This window comes from Paenisporosarcina sp. FSL H8-0542 (genome assembly GCF_038632915.1).
Taxonomy (GTDB): Bacteria; Bacillota; Bacilli; order Bacillales_A; family Planococcaceae; genus Paenisporosarcina.
Map to the genome: position 1 here is coordinate 2069868 of NZ_CP152050.1, position 17603 is coordinate 2087470.

Below are 17603 nucleotides of genomic sequence, written 5' to 3' on the forward strand. Positions count from 1 at the left end.
AGTATAGAGGAAGTGTGAGAAGAATGCATCCGTTGTTTCACCCACTTTTTGTGCAGTTTGTCATATATTTTAATGAGCACGAGGATTTTTTTGAATGCCACGAAGTGTTGGAAGAATACTGGAAAGAAATTGCACCGAAAGATAAAACACATCCGCTTACTGCTTGGATTTTGCTCTCGACAGGAATGTATCACTGGCGAAGGGGTAATTTCAATGGCGCGAAAAGATCACTGGCCAAATCATACGATCGTTTCCATCTGAATGGTACGAGTGCTTTTTATGAAGGCATTAACTTTTCAAGACTTATCGTGAATTTGGAACAATCACTAGAATCCATTGAAAATAATACATCTTTTCAGCCATTTAAAATACAAGTCGATTCATCTGAGTTATCATCAGCCATCCTACAACAACCAGCATTAGAAGCACTAACAGGTGATCAACTCATACACAAGCATATGCTCCGGGATCGTTCAGAAATACTTAATGCCCGTGAAGAAAAAAGAAGGAACAGACATTAAATGTCTGTTCCTTCTTGCTGGATTGTGCACTTATCTATGAATGGTTTTGTCGATTCAGCAGCCTTTATTTCTGTACATGGAAGGAAATTTTGCACTTTGGATACCATTTCTTTTCCAATCCCTTCACCTCTAAATGAAGGTGAAACAGTTATATGCTGAATCAAACACTCTGTATCTGTAGTTTCTATGCCAATCAAGCCCACAAAATCTTCCTCTTTTTTCCACATAAACAAATGCCAGTTCGGATTATTTTCATAGGTTTGAATGGTTTCTTGTAATTTTTTTAAATCTTTTTCTTGTGGCATAAACGACAGGAGACCCATCGCAATTTTTTCACATATTTTTTTATATCGTACTAACATAATAAATCCCTCATTTTTGATTCCGCTTCAGCACAATGACTATCCTACATCATTTGCAATAAAACTTCAACTCGCAATCCATTATTTAACAGTTTATTGGTTCGGTGCAATAAATATCCAATAAAGAACTCCCCAAACAATACTTATTAATAGGATAAATAAATATAATTTGTTATTGTTTCTTTTCATGAGTGTGCACCTACCGTCTCATCTTGTAAAGAACAATCCAACTTTACGAGATCTTCATAAGTTTCTCTCTTAATGACAATGCGATGATTGCCCTCCTCCACGAACACGACAGCGGGTCTAGGAAGCCTGTTATAATTGCTGGCCATCGAATATCCGTATGCCCCTGTGCAGAATACAGCGAGTATATCTCCCGCTTCTACTATTGGCAAAGAAATGTCTTCGATCAGTTTATCGCCTGATTCACAACATTTACCGGCTACTGTGTAGGTTTTAGTGGCTTCAACTGTCATTTTGTTCGCAACAGCCGCATCATATTTTGCTTGATAAAGTGCAGGACGAATATTGTCTGACATTCCGCCATCTACAGCCAAGTAATTTCTGACACCCGGCACTTCTTTTTGAGATCCAATCGAATATAAAGTAGTTCCTGCGTCACCTACTAGTGAACGGCCAGGTTCAATCCAAATCTCAGGCATTGGATACTTTGCTTCGCCGATTTCAGAACGTATGGATTTAATCATGTCTTCTACATAAATTGCGGGTTGAAGTGGTTTATCTTCTTCTGTATAGCGGATGCCAAAACCGCCCCCTAAGTTTAAAACTGGGCAAACAAAGTCATAACTCTTTTTCCAGGAAAGCATTTTCCCAATTAGTTTTTTTGCTGCCAAGGAGAAAGCAACAGTATCAAAAATTTGTGAACCAATATGACAATGCATGCCTAGTAATTGAATAGATTCTTCATCTTTTACTGCATGGAACGCTTCATCTGCCTGGCCATTATTCAGATCAAAACCAAATTTTGAATCAGCTTGTCCTGTCGTGATATAGTCATGCGTATGCGCTTCAATACCTGGCGTCACACGTAATAAAATATTTACTTGTTTTTTAAGGATTTCTGTTAATCTCTTTAACTGTTCTATTTCATAAAAATTATCAACCACAATACATCCAATACCCGAATTCAATGCAAAGACTAATTCATCATCACTCTTATTATTGCCATGAAAATGAATTCGTTCCACTGGAAAACCGGCATGAATGGCTGTATACAATTCGCCTCCAGACACAACGTCCAAAGACAGTCCTTCTTCAGCTGCAAGCTGATACATTGCAATACTTGAGAAAGCCTTACTCGCATAAGCTACTTGAGCTTCAACTTGCTCACGTTCAAATGTGTGAATAAAAGCACGTGCCCGTTCTTTTATTAATGCTGTATCGTAAACAAATAATGGTGTTCCATAGTTTTTTGCTAATGTCATTGCAGAAGTTCCACCAATTGTTAAGTGACCATGTTCATCCACGGACTGTGTTCCAAATAAATGCATCTTCATCTCTCCCAGTGGTAAGTGGTTTTTCAATATAAGAACTTTACCATAGGGAAAGACTCCGATGCAATGAGTGGATTACGAACGTTTGCGCTTAGGCGAGTGAACAATGAATGGTCTGAGTGCGCCATTTGATGTAGGAAAGCGAACCAGAATGCGTGCCAATGCTTTAGGGAAAAATGGAACGAGCGGCCACAAATAAGGGACTCCCATCGGCTTAATTGAAACCAGGTACATGAAAACGAATAGGATTCCAATGAAAAAGCCATTGGACCCAAATATGACGGTAGCAATAAGCATCACATTTCGGAATAACTTGGCGGCAACACTCAATTCATAAGAAGGTAATGCAAATGTTAAAATGGCTGATACCGCTGTATATAACACTACTTCAGGAATGAAAAGTCCGACATCGATTGCAATTTGACCAATAATAATGGCCGCTACTAAGCCCATTGCCGTGGAAAGAGGTGTAGGGGTATGAATGGCTGCTAGCCTCAAAAATTCAAGACCTAAATCAGCGATCACGATTTGAAGAAAAAGCGGGACCTCTCCATTCTCTTTTGGACCAATGTAGGAAAGAAACTCAGGGACTCGATCTGGTTCCACCACTAATAAATACCAGAAAGGCAAAAGTGTTAAACTCAGGAAAAATCCCGAGAAGCGAAGTATGCGGACAAACGTTCCTATCAAAGGAGCTTGTCGATATTCTTCTGCATGTTGCAAATGATGAAAAATCGTTGTTGGAACTAAAATTACGGAAGGAGAGGTGTCCACGATAATCGCAATATGACCTTCCAATAAATGAGCTGCACATGTATCAGCACGTTCTGTATAGCGGACAAATGGGACAGGATGGAACTTTTGCTTGAATATCCATTCTTCTAGCGACTTGTCTGTCATTGTCAACCCATCGTGATGGATTTTTTTCATACGTTTGCGGATATAATCGATATGCTGTTCATTCGCTACACCTTTAATAAAAGCGATGACCGTATCCGTTTGACCACGAGTGGAAAGCTTTGTTAATTCGAAGCGTAGCGAGACATCCCGGATTCTTCTTCGAATTAATGCCGTATTTTGTAAAATATTTTCCGTGAAGCCATCACGAGATCCGCGAATGACTTTTTCATTATCAGGCTCATCGGGTTGTCTTCCTGGATATGAACGAACATCGATTGTGAAAACATAACCACCAGATGTTACAATACCAAGCTGTCCACTTAAAATTGCGGACAGCCAGGCATCTTTAGAGTCATAGATTGTGACTGAATGATATGGAAAATAACTATTCATTGCTTCAATTTCATGAATCTCTAATTTATGTTTCACTTGAGATGTCGTGCTCTGTGTTAACGTCAAAATTTGTGTAAGCGTCGTAGAATCAATCAACCCATTCATATAGACAAATAATGATGGTATTGACCAAACGTGTGCGTTTTTGACACCAACATCGAAGCTTTCTCCCTTTCCAAACTTGGAATACACAAAGGATTCAGCATCCTGGATATTGGCAAAAAGTGACTTATCTATTGAGATCCATCCTTTAATGTCGCCTGTTTAGGCATCATCCAACTTTTCAGTTGCTTAAGTATTTTCTTTTCCAACCTGGAAACTTGCACTTGTGAAATACCGAGTCTTTCCGCAATATCACTTTGCGTACAGTCCAAGTAGTAGCGTAAATAGATAATCATTTGTTCCCTTTTTCCGAGTTTCGATAAAATATCTCGCAATGGAATGTGATCAAACGAGCGCTCCGAACGTTCGTCTCTTAATTGATCCATCAGAGTTAAGGCGTCCCCTTCACTTTCAAATAATTGTTCATGAAGAGAAGCTGGATCTCTTAATGCATCGGAAGCTAAAACCACTTCATCCATCGTCACATCAAGCGTTGTGGCAAGTTCCGACAAGGAGGGTTGGCGTTCATGTAGCCGAATAAATTCATCGGTTGCATGACGAATTTTAAAACTCAATTCCCGGATGGAACGACTTACTTTAACCATGCCGTCATCTCGCAGGAACCGTTGTATTTCCCCAATAATCATTGGAACAGCATAAGTGGAAAATTTAACTTCGTACGATAAATCGAATTTGTCGACAGATTTCATTAACCCTATACAACCGATTTGAAATAGATCCTCTAAATCCGCTCCCCGTGAAGCGAATCGTTGGACGATGGACCAGACAAGACGGGTATTTCCTTCTACCATGGTTTGTCTGGCAATTTTGTCTCCCTGTTGAGACAAAAAGATCAATTCACGCATTTTTTCTTGAGTCAACAACACGGGTTGTTGTCCGATAGGCGTCGTCATCGTTCACCTAAAACGAAGTTGGATTGTATGGGTAAAAATTCCTTCGTAAAGGTAATCGCAGTTCCTTTCTGAGGCTCTGACCATACCGACAAATGATCCGAGAAACTTTCCATAATGGTAAAGCCCATCCCGGAGCGTTCTCTCTCCGGTTTTGATGTATAAAGAGGTTCCATCGCTTGCTCGAGGTTTGGAATGCCTCTGCCTTCATCGCTGATGGTCATCGTGATTGATTGTCCATTTCTTTTGGCACGTATGGTTACTATGCCCTCCCCATCTTCTTCATATCCATGAATGATGGCGTTCGTCACTGCTTCAGAAACAATTGTTTTAAACTCAGCTAATTCATCAATGGTTGGGTCAAGAGATGCAATAAAGCTCGTCATCACCATACGTGCCAAACCTTCATTTTCACTAATGGCAATAAACGATAGCGTCATTTCATTGTCCATTTAAAATACCCCCTAACTGTGCGATTGTTTCTTCTTCTGTTGTTGGCCAAACATAGGAACCGAGACCAGAATATTGAAAGATTTTTTTCATCGTTTCAGAAGGATGTAAAATAACTGTTTGTCCATTAGTAGGGACAAAATCTCTCATTCTTCCTAAGATAAGTCCAATACCTGCACTGTCCATAAAATGTAAGTCTTGCAAGTTCCATATGATGGCGCGAAGAGTTCCTCTATAAAGAGATTGTGAAATTTCGTCACGGATTGTTTGTGTGGCATGATGGTCAAGCTCGCCCTTTAAGCGAATAATAGCTATACCATCTTCGACAAATAAAAGTTGATGTTTCATCTAGTAACTCCTCCTTTCCGTGACTATTCGAGGTGAGCTACTCCAATTCCTTGTCGTTGACAAATAAAGGTTAAACCTCTTAATTCTCGACAGAAATTGCAACATTCTATTCATTAACAGTATGGAAAATCTTTCATACATTTAAACATCAGAGAAGAAAAAAGGTTTTACTTTTTTGTAGGCATTTACGTTTTGAGCTAAAAGACACTTCCTGTGCTGAGACATGATTTCGAAATGAAAACTGAAGCATAAGGTTTTCAGTTCGCTGTGGACGCCTCATTTGCTGCACCCTGATTTAGAGAATAAAGAGGATGAGGTTGTGACTGTGTCACAACCCCATCCTCTTTTGTTAGATCACCTTGCGGCTTTGTAAAATCATTGAACTAACTTGATCCGTTAGTCTAGCAAGGAATATGTAGTACAATTCCAATGCCTTGCACTTACTTTACTTTTTCCTTCCCACCCCTTCTTCTGCAATTCCTTTGCAATTAACATATTAAAAAAACCATGTCCTACTAAAGCTATCGATTTATGCTCATGTGCATAATCAATTAGCAGTTGGACAGCCATTCCTGCCCTGTCTTTCGCCTGACGGAAAGACTCGCATTCGTTAGAATATCCACTAAACCACAGTAACCTTAAAATCACTGCCCAGATATTTGGCTTTAATCTTACATTAAATAATTTAGTTGGAATTGAAGGTAACTCTGTTTCTCTAAATAAACAATCAGAAACTATTTTCACTTTTGTATTTAATAACCTTGCTGATTCAACTGACCTTTTTAAATTGCTGGATAAAACAATTTTTTGCAGTAGTTACTTTTTCAAGCGTTTCCGACGGGTATAATGACTCTTCAAACACGCCGTTAAAGTCATATTTTCCCACCCATTCCTTAAACTCCATACAAGTCATTTTATTATTTTCAGTCAGTAGTGATCTTCCATGCCGAATCAATGAAATTTCCATATACATCTCCTTGTAATACAATGATTTTTGTACTAATAACTTGTTATTTTCTATAAAAAGATTAACAATCCTTGTTTAACCAAGCTCGATGTACGTCTATTAAAGTACACGTTATTTTAAAAATACCATAAAAAAAGCGATCTCCGAGAGACCGCTTTGATGATTTAGATTATTGAGTGATGATTTCTTCGATTAATTTTGGTGCTTTGGTTGGTTCTTTTGAGAACTCAATATATTTGTACAATATCTCCATAACTTTTTCTACATTTTGAGTGTTAGCGTGGATTGTTGCAAGGGACTCGCCCTCTTTAACCGCATCGCCAACTTTTTTGTGAAGCACGATGCCGACTGCCAAATCAATTTCAGATTCTTTTGTCGCGCGTCCCGCTCCAAGAATCATAGCAGCTGTACCAATTTCGTCAGCTTCAATGAAAGAGATAAATCCGCTTTCTTTTGAAGGCACTTCAAACGTATATTGAGCTTGTGGCAACAATTCTGGTGAGTCTACAACTGCTGGATTTCCACCTTGACCTTCAATGAAATTTTTCAGAATTTCAATCGCAGATCCATTTTCAATTACTTCAAGAAGCATACCGCGTGCTTCTTCCAAATCTTTTGCTTTGCCACCGACAACGACCATTTGACTTCCTAGGACCATACATAGTTCTGTTAAATCTTCAGGACCTTTACCGCGAAGTGTATCAATCGCTTCTTTCACTTCTAGTGAATTACCAATTGCAAACCCTAAAGGTTGGCTCATATCAGAGATAATAGCCATTGTTTGGCGACCTACGTTGTTGCCGATCTGTACCATCGCTTTTGCTAGGGCACGTGCGTCTTCAACAGTTTTCATGAACGCGCCTTCGCCAGTTTTCACGTCAAGAACGATTGCATCTGCACCTGCTGCGATTTTCTTACTCATAATCGAACTTGCGATTAACGGGATGCTGTTAACAGTTCCCGTAACATCACGAAGCGCATATAATTTTTTGTCTGCAGGAGTCAAATTACCACTTTGACCGATTACGGCAAGCTTCATTTCATTAACTTGTTTCGTAAATTGTTCAGTCGTCAATTCAACATGGAAGCCTTCAATTGCTTCCAGTTTGTCAATCGTACCACCTGTATGACCTAGGCCACGTCCACTCATTTTAGCAACAGGCACACCACATGCTGCCACTAAAGGTCCAAGCACTAATGTAGTTGTGTCACCCACGCCTCCAGTTGAATGCTTATCCACTTTAATACCTTCAATGCCAGACAAGTCAATCTGATCGCCTGACTCTACCATGGCAATTGTTAAATCTGCACGTTCGCGATCGTTCATGTCCTGGAAATAAATAGCCATCATTAAAGCACTCACTTGATAATCGGGAATGCTTCCGTTTGTATATTGCTCAATGAAAAAACGAATTTCTTCAGTTGTTAATTCCGCGCCATCACGTTTTTTTTCAATTAAATCAACCATTCTCATGAATATTCACCTATCCTTCAGTTTAAGTGGGAAAGGAAACTGCGGCCAAATTTAGGCATTGAAACATTAAAGTTTTCCGCAATAGTCGCCCCTATATCGGCAAATGTTTCGCTTAGTGGAAGTTCTTTGCCTTCCGTAAAGCGAGGTGAATAAGCCAGCACCGGTACAAATTCACGTGTATGATCCGTACCTGGGAAGGTAGGGTCATTTCCGTGGTCCGCTGTGATAATTAGTAATTCTTCATCAGTCAAAGCATCCAACACTTCTGGCATACGTGCATCGAAAGCTTCCAATGCTTCTCCGTAACCGATTGGATCACGACGGTGACCATACAATGCGTCAAAATCAACAAGATTCAAGAAACTGATGCCATGGAAATCTCTTTTCACGACTTCAGCCAACTTGTCCATTCCGTCCATATTATCTTTTGTACGCAATGACTCAGTTACACCTTCATTGTTGTAAATATCCGAGATTTTACCAATGGCAATCACATCATAATTTGCATCTTTTAATTCGTTCATCACTGTACGTTCAAACGGTTTCAACGCGTAGTCATGACGATTCGTTGTACGCTTGAATTCACCAGGTTGTCCGATGAATGGACGTGCAATAACGCGTCCTACTAAAAATTCGGGTTCAAGTGTTAATTCGCGTGCAATTTCACAGATTTTATATAGTTCTTCTAAAGGGATAATTTCTTCGTGAGCAGCAATTTGCAATACTGGATCTGCAGACGTATAAACGATAATTGCACCTGTTTCCATATGCTCTTGTCCTAACTCGTCCAAGATTTCCGTACCACTTGCTGGTTTATTGCCAATGACTTTACGTCCTGTCTTTTCTTCCAAAGCATTGATTAATTCATCAGGGAATCCGTCTGGGTACACTTTAAACGGTTGATTAATGTTAAGCCCCATGATTTCCCAGTGACCTGTCATTGTATCTTTACCAACTGACGCTTCCTGCATTTTTCCATAATGAGATGAAGGAATCGTTACAGGCTGAATACCTTGGAATGGACGAATATTGGAAAGTCCCATTTTTTCAAGGTTTGGCATGTTCAAGCCATTCATTTTTTCTGCAATATGTCCCAGTGTATCGGAACCTGTGTCTCCGAAAGATTGGGCATCTGGTGCTTCGCCAATTCCAACGGAGTCTAGAACAACTAAGTGAATGCGTTTAAATGATTTATGTGTCATACATATCCTCCTTCAACTTCTACTCATATCTTATCAAACGTTTGGAAAAAATACACGTCAGACTTCTGACGAATTAAGTCGAATTATGCGCGCGGATGAAATTGTTTATACACATCTTTCAAACGGGTTTTACTGACATGCGTATAAATCTGAGTCGTCGAGATGTCTGCATGTCCTAGCATTTCCTGTACAGCGCGTAAATCTGCTCCATTTTCAATTAAATGTGTGGCAAATGAGTGGCGCATAGTATGAGGCGTAATATCATTTTGAATGCCCGCTTGTATAGAGTATTCTTTCATAAGCTTCCAGACCCCTTGTCTGGTCAATCCTTTTCCTCGCTGGTTAACAAAAATAACGTCGGTGCGATGTGTTGGTTTAATCAGTTTTGGACGACCTTCTTTTAAATATTGTTCACATGCTGCCAGTGCTGTTCGTCCAAGAGGAATGATTCTCTCTTTTCCGCCTTTACCGAAGCATCGAACAAATCCCATCGTTAAATGTAAATCTTCCATATTTAATGTAATACATTCACTAATCCGCATTCCCGTCCCGTAAAGAATCTCGAGCAATGCGCGATCCCGTAGCCCTTGAGGTTTCCCCAAGTTGGGTGCCGCAATCAATTCCTCTACTTCTTCAATTGACAATATTTTCGGAAGTGTACGATCCATTTGTGGCATTTCCAAGTGGACCGAGGGATCTGAACCGGATACTTTTTCCCGCAGTAAAAACTGATGGAATGACCGGATTGACGAAATATGACGGGCTAATGTTCGCGAAGATTTACCACTCGTCTTTAACGATTGCAAGTGAGAAAGAATATGAATTCGCTCGACGTCGTTCAAAGTGGATAATTGCTGTACTTTAGAAAGGTCCTTAATATATGCAAGTAAATCTCGTTCGTACGAAGTTAAAGTATTGGTTGATAATTGTCTTTCTACACGTAGAAAATGAAGATAATCTGCGACTGCATCTTGCATTTCTTTCATAATGATACCTCCCTGTAAAAACACTTTTATGTATATATATGGACAATATATTTTTATTAATGAAAACATAAAAAAGGATAGCAATTCTGCCATCCTTTTGTTTTACAGTATAACATGTCTGTGTCGAGCTAGAAGCGATGTTTTCCGCTTTTCTGTTACTCAGACTCCTCTTTTTCATCCTGGGTATCGTGGCAGCGCCAACAAATACCATGGAACGTCAACCTGTGGTCTTTAATACGGAAATTCCATCTTTTTTCAACAACGACTTCCACATCTTCCAGCAAGTCCTCCTGGATTTCATCTACAGCTCCACATTCAATACATACGAGATGGTGATGGAAGTGTGCTGCACCTTCCTGACGCAAGTCGTATCTTGAAACGCCGTCTCCAAAGTTAATTTTATCGACAACTTTTAATTCGGTAAGAAGTTCAAGCGTTCGATATACTGTTGCAAGTCCAATATCAGGTGCTTTATTTTTAACGAGAAGATATACATCTTCTGCGCTCAGATGATCTTCTTCATTTTCAAGAAGCACTCTAACTGTCGCTTCACGCTGTGGCGTCAGTTTATAGCTCGCACCATGAAGCTGCTTTTTTATCCGGTCAATACGGCTCTCCATGTGACGCCCCCCCAAACTTCCTTCATTATACCAAATTGGTCTTTCCCTTTACAAGATAGAGAAAGTTATCCACATGATAATAATTATAATCTAAAATTGATTATAAACCATGAATATAAGGAAGGACAAACAATTCAAGTCCAATTAATACAATATAGATTAGACTTAGTACGCCTATACCTTTAAAACTGCGGGCTTGTTTGAATTGATTATACGATGGTGGTGGGACAAGTAAAAATCCAATCAGTAGTAATAAAGAACAATAAATTAACTGGAATGGGAACCACCATAATGCATATGCCCAAAATTCTGTTTCCTGTGCAATTAAAAAACCTGAGCAAATTCCCCAAAAAACAGCTCTCATTGTACCTATTAATAGAATGGTATATTTCAGGATTAAATGAGTAGCAAAAAGTAGGAATAATAAAATCGTAACGAGTTGCGGGAGAATTGAATCAAAACCACTTGGTATGTTTTCGTTCAAAAGTCTTGGGTCTATCCAATGTATGACTCTTTCAACTTGATCAAAAGGCATTTTTGAATACAGCCATAACCCACCTAAATAACCGATGACTAGCAATCCTAGTAAATAAAATATTGGGAAAGAGCGAGTCAACATCTGCCACCTACCTTTCATAGAGTAGCTTATGCGTGTCCCACTATCAATCATTCATCGATTTTGTAAATATTCCTTAGCCCAAAGAACACTATATGCTGTTTTTGCATCAAAGATTTGGCCAGACTTCATCATTCCTTCTGCTTCTTCTAAGGTTGCCTCGATTATCTCAACAAACTCATCTTCATCCAGTGATGCCGCGTTTTCAATTTTTGACAATCCTTCTGCCACATATAGGTGAATAATTTCGTCTGCAAAGCCCGGAGAAGTTGCGAACGATTGAATGTGTGTCAATTTCTCACAACCGTACCCTGTTTCTTCTTCCAGTTCTCTTCTTGCAGTTACTTCCGGCTCTTCTCCTGGCTCTAGTTTCCCTGCAGGCGTCTCAATCAGAGAACGTTCGAGCGCTTTTCGATATTGCTCGACAAAGACAATTTTACCTTCGTCTGTAATCGGTACAATGGCAACCGCTCCAGGGTGTTTAACCAATTCACGCTTCGAAGTCATACCATTTGGCAATGTTACTTCATCCACTCGAAGAGAAATAACTTTCCCTTCATAAATCGGTGTTGACGATATAGATTTCTCTTCATATTTTTTCATATTTTTCGCCCTTTCTGTTTGTCTATTTTCAAAGACAATTGTACCATGTATGAAATGAGGAGGCTGACTGATGAATAAACGCGAACTTGGACAAAGTGGAATAATGGTATCGGAAATCGGACTGGGTTGTATGTCTCTTCCGACAAATCAACGTGAAGCCCAACTAATAGTGGATGCAGCCATTGAACATGGAATTACATACTTTGATACAGCGGATCTATATGATAAAGGTAAAAATGAAGATGTTGTTGGACACGCTCTGAAAGGTAAACGACAAGACATCATTTTGGCTTCGAAGGTGGGTAACAAGTGGAATGAAGATGCTTCAGGTTGGACGTGGGATTCATCAAAGTCATATATCACGTCTCAAATTAAAGAAAGTCTACAAAGGCTTCAAACCGATTATTTAGATCTATATCAATTACACGGAGGCACGATGGAAGATGATTTAGAAGAAGCAGTCGATGCTTTTGAATCTTTAAAAAAAGAAGGTTTAATTCGAGCATACGGCATTTCATCCATACGCCCGAATGTCATTCATCGTTTCCTACGTAACGGTAAAGCAAGCTCTGTCATGATGCAATACAGCATGTTAGACCGCAGACCCGAAGAATGGTTTGACATGATTGCATCACATAGTGCTTCTGTTGTCACCCGGGGTTCTCTAGCAAAAGGTCTGCTTACGCCAGATGCATTGAAACGTGCCGAAAAATCGGATGGATACGGAGAATACAAAAAAGAAGCTTTAATAGAAACACTTTCACAACTCACTCAAACCACTCAATATCTTCATAGTGCGGCATTGGCATTTGTTCTTCAATACGACCAAGTGTCCGCTATCTTAGCAGGAGCAAGCTCAGCAAATCAATTAGAGGAAACGATGCAAGCATATCATCAGCCTATGACCCCTGAGCAACTAGCACACTTGAAGGAATACTTAAGAGCAGATATTTATATAGACCATCGCCTTTAAAAAATCGTTATAATTCTAAATCTCGTACTTTTACTCCTTATAGATTGAAACCTACCTATTTGTTAAAACGTATACATATGGATTCAAGGAGGCGATATGAATGACGAAGTTTATTGATGACTTTGCCGGTGCACTATATGATATCTTCAAGTTTGCGTTAAGGAGTATGTGTTATTTTATCGCAGGCATGATCATCGTTGGCGTCCCTCTTTACTTAATTTCAATGATTTTTGATATTTTTAATTAAATAGTTCGCTGATGATGGCAAAACAAAAAGGACTTCAAAAATTCGAAGTCCTTTTTTTCTTAAAATTTATTACCCTTCATTCCATACTCATCTAGAAGTTCAGCAAAGGATTTGTTTTTCTCTTTTTGTTTACGATCAAATTCAGCTTGCGCGAGGCGTTCTTCTTCCTGTTGACGCTCTGTATCCTGTAACTGCTTTTTAGCTAACTTCAGTTTTTCAAGCACATCCCCTTGCAGTTGATCGGACAATGTGTTGCCTGATGATTGTTCAGATCGCTCAGGTTGTCTGCGTTGTTGCTGTTGTTGTTTCTTTTTTGCCATATTTTTTCACCTTCTACCTATGCTCTTTTCACAATTGTAGCGACACCTTGTCCGCCACCAATACATAAAGTTGCTAACCCTGTCTTCGCATCTTGTCTAGCCATTTCATGAAGCAGAGAAACGAAAATACGTGCACCACTCGCGCCGATTGGATGTCCTAGAGCGATTGCACCACCATTAACATTCAGCTTGTCATGATCAAATGCAAGCTCGCGATCTACAGCAATTGATTGTGCTGCAAAAGCTTCATTTGCTTCCACTAAGTCAATATCCGCCATTGATAGGCCTGATTTTTCAAAAACATTTTTCACTGCTTTAACAGGGCCAATTCCCATAACGGATGGATCAACACCAGCTGATGCGTTCGCTACAATCGTTGCTAATGGTGTTAAACCTAACTCATCTGCTTTTTCTTTAGACATAACGATAACCGCTGCTGCTCCGTCGTTAATACCGGAAGCATTCCCAGCAGTGACACTGCCTTCTTTTTTAAACGCTGGTCGCAATTTACCTAACTTCTCTGCTGAAGTCCCACGTTTTGGATATTCGTCCGTATCAAATACGATTGGGTCTCCTTTGCGTTGTGGAATTTCGACAGCAACGATTTCTTCTTTAAATTTCCCGCCATCAATCGCCTGAACCGCACGTTCCTGTGAACGAGCTGAGAATTCATCTTGTTGTTCACGTGTAATTTCGTAACGGTCACATAAATTTTCTGCTGTTATGCCCATATGGTAATCATTGAAAGCACACCATAAGCCGTCAGAAATCATGCTATCCACCACTTTTTGGTCGCCCATTCGGAAACCTTCACGCGCATTTTTCAACAAATATGGAGCTTGGCTCATGTTTTCCATTCCACCTGCCACAACAATGTCCGCATCTCCTGCGATAATAGCCTGTGTTGCCAAATGAATCGCTTTCAATCCTGATCCACACACTTTATTAATTGTCATGGAAGGAATTGTTTCATGAAGACCTGCAAGAATCGATGCTTGTCTAGCAGGGTTCTGTCCCAAACCAGCTTGCAAAACATTCCCCATGATCACTTCACTCACTTGATTTGGTTCTAGACCCGCTTTTTCTAATGCTTCTTTTATGACAATCGCACCTAACTTTGTAGCCGGTACGTCTTTTAATGCCCCTTGGAAAGAACCTATTGCTGTACGGACAGCACTTACTACAACCACTTCTCTTGTTGACATTGAAAATCCCCCTAATCCCCTAAGAAAATATATTTGCTAGCACCCCTATCTCATCATTACAATAGAATAAAGGAGGGATGATATGTTTAGTTTACCAAACAATGTGACAATTATCGAGGTCGGTCCAAGAGATGGTCTTCAGAATGAGAAAAATGAGGTTTCAACCGAAAATAAGCTTGCATTTATTCAAGCATTACAAACAGCTGGAATAGAAGAAATGGAAATCACTTCGTTTGTATCTCCAAAATGGGTCCCACAAATGGCCGATGCAACCGAGATTGTACAAGGGGTTCACAAGCAAGGACGTCAAATCGTGCTAACACCCAACTCTAAAGGAGTAGAACGTGCACTTTCTGCAGGAGCAAAAAATGTAGCAGTTTTTGTAGGTGTCAGTAATACATTCAATTTAAAGAACATAAATAAAACAACGGCGCAAAGCATGCAGGAATTAAAACCTGTTATCATCGATTTAAAACAACAAGGAATTTTTGTTCGGGCATGTATCTCTACGGCTTTTTATTGTCCGTATGAAGGGAAAATCGACATTAATGAAACGGTGGCTTTATGCAAAGAGTTCGCAAGCTGGGGTATTGACGAACTTAGTGTTGCCGATACAATCGGCATGGCGAATCCACAGGAAAGTTATGAATTATTCACATTACTGATTCGCGAAATTCCACAAGTTTTGATGAATGCACATTTCCACGACACACGAAAAATGGGCTTAGCAAATATTTACGCGGCTCTTCTTGCAGGTGTAACACGATTCGATACATCAGCTGGTGGACTGGGTGGTTGTCCTTTTGCGCCCGGGGCAACAGGAAATGTAGCAACTGAAGATGTCGTGAATATGTTACATACAATGGGAGTAAACACAGGAATTGATCTGAATAAATTATGTAAAGCGGTTTCTATTATAGCTCCTCACGTTTCGAGACCGATAGATACGGGCATGTTTAGATTATACGAATTAAATCAAGCATAGGAGGATTTCCCATGAAGCGTCGCATTCTTTGGATCACCAGTATTCTCTCGAGTATTATGACCGCAGGAGCGGCGATTTTTGGTTTTGTGTTTACAAACCGACTCATGTATCTGAAGAAAAAAGATGATGCGTTTATATTAAATCGTGAAATTACTGCGAAAAGATTCGATGAGGCTTGGTTCAATATTGTACGAAAAACGGAGAAATGGATTGACAGCCCTAATGGCTACCCAGTTAAAGCAATTTTCCTGGAACCTTTGGATACAAATAACTTCGTCGTCATTTGCCACGGTGTCACAGAAAACAAAATAAATTCAGTAAAATATGCCCGTCTCTTTGAACGGTTGGGTTTTAATTCAGTTGTATATGATCATCGTCGGCATGGTGATTCTGGGGGTAAAACAACGAGTTTCGGTCACTATGAAAAAATGGATTTACAGGTAATAGTCAACGCAGTTAAAAACTATGCCGGTGAAGACGCAATCATTGGGATTCATGGGGAGTCGATGGGAGCCGCTACAACCATTCTGTATGCTGGAACTTTGGAAGATCAAGCTCATTTTTATATATCTGATTGTGCGTTTTCAGATTTTACCGATCAACTACTGTACTTAATGAAAAAAGAAACACCACTTCGTTCAAGTCTTGCAATAAAATTGGCGGATGTCTTTTTACGGGTACGGGACGGATATTCCATGAAACTTGTATCACCTAGAGAAGCAGTATCTCATATCGAGAAACCGGTTTTATTCATTCATAGTTTACCTGATGATTTCATTTTGCCTGAAATGACTAAAGAGCTGTATGAGTTGAAACAAGGACCAAAACAATTAAAACTATTTGAAATTGGTCCCCATGCACAATCATATAATCAAAATGCTGAGGAATATGAAAAAACAGTCGCAGAATTCCTTCACACCTATGATCTTTTACCAACATTATAAAAACATAAGTCGTATTACCTATAAGAACTAGATATAATAACCAATAAAAAATAGCACTCACGGAGTGCTATTTTTTATTTTTGCATTTTATTCATTTGGTTCATCATTTGTTTCACTTGTTTTTCAGATGGTTTACGACCCATTTGAGCCATCATCATGCGAAGCATTTGTTCATTGATTGGTGGGTTCTCTTTTAAATACTTCATCATATATTGACGGGCGCCATAAAAACCGATTACAGCTCCACCTACTAACGCCACGATGATTAAAGTAATTGCTAACCATAATTGCATTGTTGTTTTCCCCCTTCTCGGTGATTAACCTTACTTTCTATCTCCAAGAAGGATTATACAACAAAACCCTTCTCCTTACTAGGCGAAGTCTAGAATTTCTGTAAATGAATGAATGGATCCTACTTTGATTGGCTTAAGCCAGCCAAAGGATGCTTCTTCTTGCTGGAAAGCCATATAGCAATCACTAGAATCGGAAAACCCTGCAAATAAATCCAAATCAAGCATATGGGACCCCTTACACCACACATGTACACAATATGGTTCAAACTTCATTTGAATGGATCCTTTTAATGGATGTTCAAGCAACAGTTTATGCATATCCTGTTCGTTATGCGAAAACAAACGACTTAGTTTTCTCTCCAAACTTTGTTTGATGAATTCTTCATCTATTTTCTCGCACACATATGTCATCTCATTATGGTCCTGGTTACTTTGCATATTGTCTCTTCCCAGTATTTCCTGAAGCATTTTTTCCCGGCCTAAAACGAAAGGTTGGTATGCTTTTTTAATGTGAAAAATTTTATATGTGCGCATATGTTAAACCCCCACTTTTTTTATTAAGTATAAAGGGTGCTCTTCGCTAAAGTTGTCGAACTGCGATTCTGCTTGGTCACTTTTATTGACGAAAAAAAACAAGCAGTGGCGAATGCACACTACTTGTTTT

General features: G+C 39.5%; 23 protein-coding genes. 5 read left to right on the top strand and 18 right to left on the bottom strand.

Annotated elements, in window-relative coordinates:
- The first annotated feature begins 23 nt into the window (after positions 1-23).
- Complete coding sequence (locus MHH33_RS10715; RefSeq protein WP_016427454.1) at positions 24-521, top strand: DUF309 domain-containing protein; 498 nt, start codon at positions 24-26, stop codon at positions 519-521.
- Here MHH33_RS10715 and MHH33_RS10720 read toward each other — a convergent pair.
- The 14 genes from MHH33_RS10720 to MHH33_RS10785 form a co-directional block, all read right to left on the bottom strand.
- Entirely contained in the window at positions 518-883 is a 366-nt protein-coding gene (locus MHH33_RS10720; protein ID WP_016427455.1) for a GNAT family N-acetyltransferase, read from the bottom strand. The genes MHH33_RS10715 and MHH33_RS10720 overlap by 4 nt on opposite strands.
- Positions 884-1068: 185 nt before the next feature.
- Complete coding sequence (lysA, locus tag MHH33_RS10725) at positions 1069-2397, bottom strand: diaminopimelate decarboxylase (protein ID WP_016427456.1); 1329 nt, start codon at positions 2395-2397, stop codon at positions 1069-1071.
- A gap of 78 nt (positions 2398-2475) precedes the next feature.
- Positions 2476-3930 (bottom strand): spore germination protein, encoded by a 1455-nt coding sequence (locus MHH33_RS10730; RefSeq protein WP_036659386.1) that lies wholly within the window; start codon positions 3928-3930, stop codon positions 2476-2478.
- A complete protein-coding gene (locus MHH33_RS10735; protein ID WP_016427458.1) occupies positions 3927-4709 on the bottom strand; it encodes a SigF/SigG family RNA polymerase sporulation sigma factor in 783 nt (260 codons plus the stop codon). Before MHH33_RS10735 ends, MHH33_RS10730 begins: the two co-directional genes overlap by 4 nt.
- Positions 4706-5158 (bottom strand): anti-sigma F factor, encoded by a 453-nt coding sequence (spoIIAB, locus tag MHH33_RS10740; RefSeq protein WP_016427459.1) that lies wholly within the window; start codon positions 5156-5158, stop codon positions 4706-4708. Before spoIIAB ends, MHH33_RS10735 begins: the two co-directional genes overlap by 4 nt.
- Positions 5148-5504 (bottom strand): anti-sigma factor antagonist, encoded by a 357-nt coding sequence (locus tag MHH33_RS10745; protein WP_016427460.1) that lies wholly within the window; start codon positions 5502-5504, stop codon positions 5148-5150. The genes spoIIAB and MHH33_RS10745 overlap by 11 nt, the downstream gene beginning before the upstream one ends.
- A gap of 396 nt (positions 5505-5900) precedes the next feature.
- Positions 5901-6248 (bottom strand): hypothetical protein, encoded by a 348-nt coding sequence (locus MHH33_RS10750; protein ID WP_342541725.1) that lies wholly within the window; start codon positions 6246-6248, stop codon positions 5901-5903.
- 25 nt (positions 6249-6273) lie between these two features.
- Entirely contained in the window at positions 6274-6471 is a 198-nt protein-coding gene (locus tag MHH33_RS10755) for a hypothetical protein (protein WP_342541726.1), read from the bottom strand.
- Between the two features lie 169 nt (positions 6472-6640).
- A complete protein-coding gene (locus MHH33_RS10760; RefSeq protein ID WP_342541727.1) occupies positions 6641-7945 on the bottom strand; it encodes a pyrimidine-nucleoside phosphorylase in 1305 nt (434 codons plus the stop codon).
- A gap of 17 nt (positions 7946-7962) precedes the next feature.
- Positions 7963-9147, bottom strand: coding sequence for a phosphopentomutase (gene deoB, locus MHH33_RS10765; protein WP_016427463.1), 1185 nt, complete (start codon positions 9145-9147; stop codon positions 7963-7965).
- An 83-nt stretch (positions 9148-9230) separates the two neighbouring features.
- On the bottom strand, positions 9231-10133 hold the full coding sequence (gene xerD / locus MHH33_RS10770; RefSeq protein ID WP_016427464.1) for a site-specific tyrosine recombinase XerD: 903 nt from the start codon (positions 10131-10133) through the stop codon (positions 9231-9233).
- A 155-nt stretch (positions 10134-10288) separates the two neighbouring features.
- Positions 10289-10753: a Fur family transcriptional regulator gene (locus tag MHH33_RS10775; RefSeq protein WP_016427465.1), complete on the bottom strand. Its 465-nt coding sequence runs from the start codon at positions 10751-10753 to the stop codon at positions 10289-10291.
- Positions 10754-10853: 100 nt separating this feature from the next.
- Positions 10854-11390, bottom strand: coding sequence for a hypothetical protein (locus MHH33_RS10780; protein WP_342541728.1), 537 nt, complete (start codon positions 11388-11390; stop codon positions 10854-10856).
- A gap of 33 nt (positions 11391-11423) precedes the next feature.
- The gene (locus MHH33_RS10785; RefSeq protein WP_016427467.1) at positions 11424-11972 is read right to left on the bottom strand and encodes an NUDIX hydrolase; all 549 of its coding nucleotides are present in this window, start codon (positions 11970-11972) and stop codon (positions 11424-11426) included.
- Between the two features lie 70 nt (positions 11973-12042).
- Here MHH33_RS10785 and MHH33_RS10790 point away from each other — a divergent pair, with 70 nt between their 5' ends.
- The gene (locus tag MHH33_RS10790) at positions 12043-12945 is read left to right on the top strand and encodes an aldo/keto reductase (RefSeq protein WP_342541729.1); all 903 of its coding nucleotides are present in this window, start codon (positions 12043-12045) and stop codon (positions 12943-12945) included.
- Between the two features lie 100 nt (positions 12946-13045).
- On the top strand, positions 13046-13192 hold the full coding sequence (locus MHH33_RS10795; protein ID WP_342541730.1) for a hypothetical protein: 147 nt from the start codon (positions 13046-13048) through the stop codon (positions 13190-13192).
- A gap of 59 nt (positions 13193-13251) precedes the next feature.
- Here MHH33_RS10795 and MHH33_RS10800 read toward each other — a convergent pair whose 3' ends face one another.
- Complete coding sequence (locus tag MHH33_RS10800; RefSeq protein ID WP_016427470.1) at positions 13252-13512, bottom strand: YqkE family protein; 261 nt, start codon at positions 13510-13512, stop codon at positions 13252-13254.
- 17 nt (positions 13513-13529) lie between these two features.
- Entirely contained in the window at positions 13530-14717 is a 1188-nt protein-coding gene (locus tag MHH33_RS10805) for an acetyl-CoA C-acetyltransferase (RefSeq protein WP_342541731.1), read from the bottom strand.
- 82 nt (positions 14718-14799) lie between these two features.
- Between MHH33_RS10805 and MHH33_RS10810 the strand changes: the two genes are divergently transcribed.
- Positions 14800-15702: a hydroxymethylglutaryl-CoA lyase gene (locus tag MHH33_RS10810; RefSeq protein WP_016427472.1), complete on the top strand. Its 903-nt coding sequence runs from the start codon at positions 14800-14802 to the stop codon at positions 15700-15702.
- A gap of 11 nt (positions 15703-15713) precedes the next feature.
- Positions 15714-16646 carry an alpha/beta hydrolase gene (locus tag MHH33_RS10815; protein WP_016427473.1) on the top strand — a complete coding sequence of 311 codons (933 nt, stop codon included), beginning with the start codon at positions 15714-15716 and terminating at the stop codon, positions 16644-16646.
- Between the two features lie 74 nt (positions 16647-16720).
- Here the strand turns inward: MHH33_RS10815 and MHH33_RS10820 are convergent, their stop codons facing one another.
- Together MHH33_RS10820 and sirA are read right to left on the bottom strand one after the other, a co-directional pair.
- Positions 16721-16939 carry a YneF family protein gene (locus MHH33_RS10820; protein WP_016427474.1) on the bottom strand — a complete coding sequence of 73 codons (219 nt, stop codon included), beginning with the start codon at positions 16937-16939 and terminating at the stop codon, positions 16721-16723.
- A gap of 78 nt (positions 16940-17017) precedes the next feature.
- On the bottom strand, positions 17018-17473 hold the full coding sequence (gene sirA, locus MHH33_RS10825) for a sporulation inhibitor of replication protein SirA (RefSeq protein WP_016427475.1): 456 nt from the start codon (positions 17471-17473) through the stop codon (positions 17018-17020).
- Between the last annotated feature and the right edge of the window lie 130 nt (positions 17474-17603).